This is a genomic window from Rhodococcus sp. P4_C10 (assembly GCF_056402135.1).
This window is the reverse complement of record NZ_JBFUHZ010000087.1, coordinates 1-5,288: the sequence shown is the minus strand read 5'-3', so window position 1 is coordinate 5,288 and position 5,288 is coordinate 1. Positions and strand designations below refer to the sequence as shown.

Here is a 5,288-nt window from a genome sequence, read left to right as displayed (position 1 = left end):
CCCTCGACCGGCGTCGTGTTGCTGACGGTCCGGGTGAAGTTGCTGTTGCCGTCGGCCCAGGACACCGAACTCGGCGCCGCACCAGCCATGCCGACACCGGCGGTGACCGCGAACCCGGCGGCGATGGCCACCGCGCTGAGGCCACCGACCACCCGGCGCGTGTTTTCGTGAGTCATAAATTCCTCTCGACGACAGTCCAAGACGACCGTCCAACTTTTTGGATTCGGCGCTCAGGGTAACGCAACCGGCGGCTCGTCACAGGAAGATCACGGGATGAAAACTGGGCCGTGGCCATTTGTTTAACCCAACGCTGCCGGCTGCCCTTTTTCGCACCGGCAAAATGGGCTCTGAACTGGCTCTATGCACGCACGCACACCCTGACCGCAGTGACCGCAACACGCGGTTGCATCTGTTGCCAGCCGGTAATTGAGCGTGGGGCCACACTCACGTCAATCCGTCAGGAGCGCCGACAACTCAGGAAGAACCGAACAGGCTCCCGAGCGAACCGCCGGCACTGCCGGGCCCGCCGTCGGCGGGCTCGTCGACGGTGACGGTGGCGACCTCGGCCGTCGAGGTCAGGTAGCCGGGAGCACCGCTGTAGATCGCGGTGATCTCATGCGCGCCGGTGGTCGCGAAGGGATGCGAGCGAGTCGCCTTACCGTTCATCAACCCGACCGGAGCACCGATCGGCGTGGTGCCGTCCATGAACTGCACGGTGCCACCAGCCGGATCCGGGGTGACAGTCGCGACCAGGTTCACCGCTGCACCCTTCGTCGCGGTGGCGGGCACGGTGAGCACCGTGGTGGTGGCCACGTCGGTCTCGGCAGGAGCCGACACCGTGACGGTGTGCGCATCCGAGGTCGAGGTGATGAAGCCGGCAGCACCCGAGTACACCGCGGTGATGCCCTGCGCACCGGCCGACGTGAACTGCTGCGTGATCGAACCCTTGCCCTCGGAATCGAGGGTCACCGGGCCACCGATGTTGTTGGCGCCGTTCTTGAACTGCACCGTGCCACCATTAGGTACCGGCGAAACCTGCACGTTCAGAACCACGTCCGCGCCCTCGATCGCAGTCGCCGGACCGGTCACCGACGTCGTCGTGGTGACGTCCGCCGGAGTCACCGTCACGTTGTGCGCAGCCGACGTCGAACCCTGATGCTCATTGAAACCAGCGAACACCGCAGTGATCACATGATTGCCCGCCGCCAACGGCGCCGTGATCGAGGCGTTGCCCTGCGCATCCAGATCGACCAGAGCACCGAGGTCCGCCGCGCCGTTCTTGAACTGCACCTTGGCGCCGACAGCCGGAGCCGGCGAAACCTTCACGCTCAGAGAGACATCGGAACCGGCAACACCGGCCGTGTCACCGGTGACCGTGGTCTCGGTGGCGACATTCGCCGGAGTCACCGTCACGTCGTGCGCAGCCGACGTCGACGGCTGGAACTCACCCGCACCGGAGTACACCGCAGTGATGCTACGAGCACCCGCCGCCGCGAACTGCTGCGTGATGCTGCCCTTGCCCTCGGCATCAAGGGTCACCGGACCACCCAGATCGGTGGCGCCGTCCTTGAACTGCACCGTGCCACCGCTAGGTACCGGCGAAACCTGCACGTTCAGAACCACATCCGCGCCCGCAACCGCAGTCACCGGACCCGTCACCGACGTCGTCGTGGCGACATCAGCCGGCGTGACGTTGACATTGTGAGCRCCCGAAGTCGACGGCTGGAACTCACCCGCACCGGAGTACACCGCAGTGATGCTACGAGCACCCGCCGCCGCGAACTGCTGCGTGATGCTGCCCTTGCCCTGGGCATCGAGGGTGACCGGGCCACCGATGTTGGTGGCGCCGTCCTTGAACTGCACCGTGCCACCCGACGGAGCGGGCGAGACCTGCACGTTCAGGGTTACGTCCGTGCCCGCGACCGCGGTGGCCGGACCGGTCACCGACGTCGTCGTGGTCACGTCCGCCGGGGACACCGGCACGTTCTGCGCCGCCGAGACCGACTGGTTCGCCGTCGCCGTACCCAGGAACTTCGCGGTCAGGGCATGCCCGCCCGCAGTGGTGGGGGTCCACGCGAAGGCGACCGTGCCGGCGGCATCGAGGTTGCCCTGGCCGATCTTGGTGGCGCCGTCGTAGAACTCGACGGGGTTGCCCGCTGCGCTGCCGCCGCCCGTGACGTTGGCGGTCAGGGAGGTCGACTGACCGACGCGGGCTCCGGTGACGGGGGCGAGTGTGGTGGCGGGGTTTCCCTTGCCGGCCGTGATGTTGGGTCCGTCGTACCCGTAGTAGCCGGCGCCGCGGTCGCCGCTGTAGTCCATGCCGGTCACCAGGGAGGTGCCGAGGGCGCAGTTGGCGCCGACCTTGTAGTCCACGCTGTAGGCGGGGTTGTTCGTGCCCGGCGCGTTGGCCCAGCTGCCGTTGACGGTGACCGTGCCGGTCGGCGGTGTGCCACCCCGATTGGGATTGACCACGGGAGTGATCGGGTTGCCGTTCATCTTGGCGGAGCCGGGGACGTAGGTCAGGCAGGGCGGGTTCACGTCCGTGATCCACGCGATGGTTTCGGTGATGTTGTCGGTTCGCCGAAACTTGGTGGTGACCGTGATGGTCTCGCCCACGCCGGGGGTGCCGTTGCTGATGGTGCGGTTGAAACTCGTCTTCCCGTCGGCCCAGTCGCGCACAACGGGGGCAGCGTTGGCGACGCTGGTGCCGAAGATTGTCAGCGTGCCGATCGCGAGTGCTGTGGCCGCGCCTGCGGCGATGCCGCGTTTTGTTACTCGATGCGTCATGGACGTTCCTCTGATCCTGTGAAGTTGCGACGGGCAGCGCTCTGAGCCATGGTTCCCTCTCACTCAAGGTTCAGGACGGCCGTCCAGGACGATCGTCCAACTTGATCATTCGAACAAAGCTAACGCAGCCCTCGGACATTCACGGCGGATTGCCAGAAAGAAACTAGACTTATCGTCCGATCGACCGACACGCCCAGAACGAGGACGAACGGGCCCCTGCCGATATTTCGGCAGGGGCCACACCCACGTGCGTCAGATCGTGGCGCGCTGGATCAGGACGACCCGAACAGGTTCCCCAACGAACCTCCTGCGCTGCCGGTGTCGCCGCCGGTACCGGTCTCGGAGACGGTGACCGTGCCGACCGCCGCGGTCGAGCCCGCGTGGCCCGAGGCGCCGCTGTAGACCGCGTTGATCTGGTGCTCACCAACGCTCGCGAACGCGTACGAGAGGGTCGCCTTGCCGGCGACCACATCGACCGGCGCACCGATCGCCGTTCCGCCGTCCATGAACTGCACCGTGCCGCCGACCGGAGCCGGGGAGACGGTCGCGACAAGGTCCACCGCAACCCCCTTCGTCGCGGTCGCGGGCACGGTCACCACGGTGGCGGTGGCCACGTCCGCAGCCGCGGCCACGGGCACGTTCTGCGCCGCCGAGACCGACTCGCCAACCTCCGCCGTAGCCAGGAACTTCGCCGTCAAACTGCGATCACCCGCGGTCGCAGGCGTCCACGCGAGCGTCGCCTTGCCCGCCGCCAACGGACCCTGACCGATCTTCGTGGCCCCGTCGAAGAACTCGACCAGGTCGCCGTCGACTCCGCCGGTGACCGTCGCGCTGAGCGAAACCGACTGGCCCACCTTCACACCCGCGGGAACCGCGTCCAGCGCCGTCGTCGAGACATTCTTGGTCACCGAGATCGTCGGGCCCTTGTTCAGGTAGTTGCCCTGGCCGAGGTTGCCGGAGTAGTCCATGTACGTGTTCAACGGAACGTCGCGGGCACAGTCTGCGCCGACCTTGTACGAGTACTCCATGGTGCGCGGCTGATTGGGGGTGACCCACCAGTTGCCGACGACCCGCGCAAAGGTCGGATCCGAGTTGGTGAGCGGCGTCGGGGTGCCGTCGATCTTCAGACCCACGAAGGTCAGGCACACCGGGTGGACGTCCTTCATCGCAGTGACCTGCTCGTCGCTGGAGGACCGCTTGAACTGGGTCGACACCGTGATGATCTCGCCCTCGGCGGGCGTCACGTTGCTGATGATGCGGGTGTAGTTGCTACCGCCGTCCACCCAGCTGACCGCTCCCGGCCCCGCGGCCGCCATTCCGACGCCCGCGGTGACCGCGAACCCGGCCGCTACCGCGAACGCGCTCACCCCACCGATTACGCGACGGGACTTGCTCTTAGTCATAGTTCCCCTCTCGAGGACGGTCCTAGACGACCGTCCAACTGGACTCCACGGCTCAAAGTAACGCATCGCGGCTCCAATAACAGAGAGATTGCCCGATGACGATACATTTCTATTGATTTCCGTCCACAAGCGCGATCTACGCCGACTCCACGGGCCAATATTTCGCCTTGACCTGCACCATCCCTCCTCCAGGGCCGACCGCGAACCGCAATGCCAAAATTCGGCAGGGGCCACACCCGGAGTGCTCAGATCGTGGTGCCCTGAATCAGGACGACCCGAACATGTTCCCCAACGAACCACTTGCGCTGCCGGTGCCTCCACCGCCGGTGCTGGCCTCGGCGACGGTGACCGTGCCGACCTCCGCGGTCGAGCCCAGGTGCCCCGGGGCACCGCTGTAGACCGCGGTGATGTGGCGGTCACCGGTGATCGGGAAGGCGTACGAGCGGGTCGCCTTGCCATTGAGCAAGCCGACCGGAGCACCGATCGGCGTGGCGCCGTCCATGAACTGCACCGTGCCGCCGGCCGGAGTCGGGGAGACGGTCGCGACCAGGTTCACCGCAACCCCCTTCGTCGCGGTGGCGGGCAGCGTCACCACGGTGGTGGTGGCAACGTCGGTGACGACCGGATCCGTCACCTCGAGCGTGCCGGACTGCGACACGGACGCCAGGTACCCGGTCGTGCCGGAGAACTCCGCCGTGACGGTGTGCGTCCCCGTGGTGGTGAAGGTGTGGCGCAGGTTCGCCTCGCCGCCGACCACGTTCACCACGGTGCCGATGACAGTGCCACCGTCCTTGAAGGTGACCTGCCCACCCGACGGAATCAGGTCTCCGTTCGGCGCCTTCACTGCGGCCCACAGATCTACGGCCACACCAGTTTTCACGTCAACAGGAAGGGTCAGAACCGTGCTGGTCGTGACGTCGACCGGAGCCGCAGCCGTCACCGTCACCGAATGCACGGCCGACGTGGAGGCAATGAACCCGGCAGCACCGGAGAACACCGCGGTGATGTTGTGCGCACCCTCCGCGGCGAACGACTGCGTGATGGACGCCTTGCCCGAACCGTCCAGCGTCACCGGACCACCGAGGTTGTCCGCACCGT

General features: G+C 66.6%; 3 protein-coding genes. All 3 read right to left on the bottom strand.

Annotated elements, in window-relative coordinates; genetic code table 11:
- Positions 1–474 precede the first annotated feature (474 nt).
- Positions 475–2,787, bottom strand: a complete 2,313-nt coding sequence (locus tag AC1DWC_RS26600) for a beta strand repeat-containing protein (RefSeq protein ID WP_477912878.1) — start codon at positions 2,785–2,787, stop codon at positions 475–477.
- Positions 2,788–3,059: 272 nt separating this feature from the next.
- Positions 3,060–4,190, bottom strand: coding sequence for an Ig-like domain-containing protein (locus AC1DWC_RS26595; protein WP_477912876.1), 1,131 nt, complete (start codon positions 4,188–4,190; stop codon positions 3,060–3,062).
- Positions 4,191–4,455: 265 nt separating this feature from the next.
- Positions 4,456–5,288: Ig-like domain-containing protein (locus AC1DWC_RS26590; RefSeq protein WP_477912874.1), on the bottom strand; the 833-nt coding region annotated here is incomplete at its 5' end.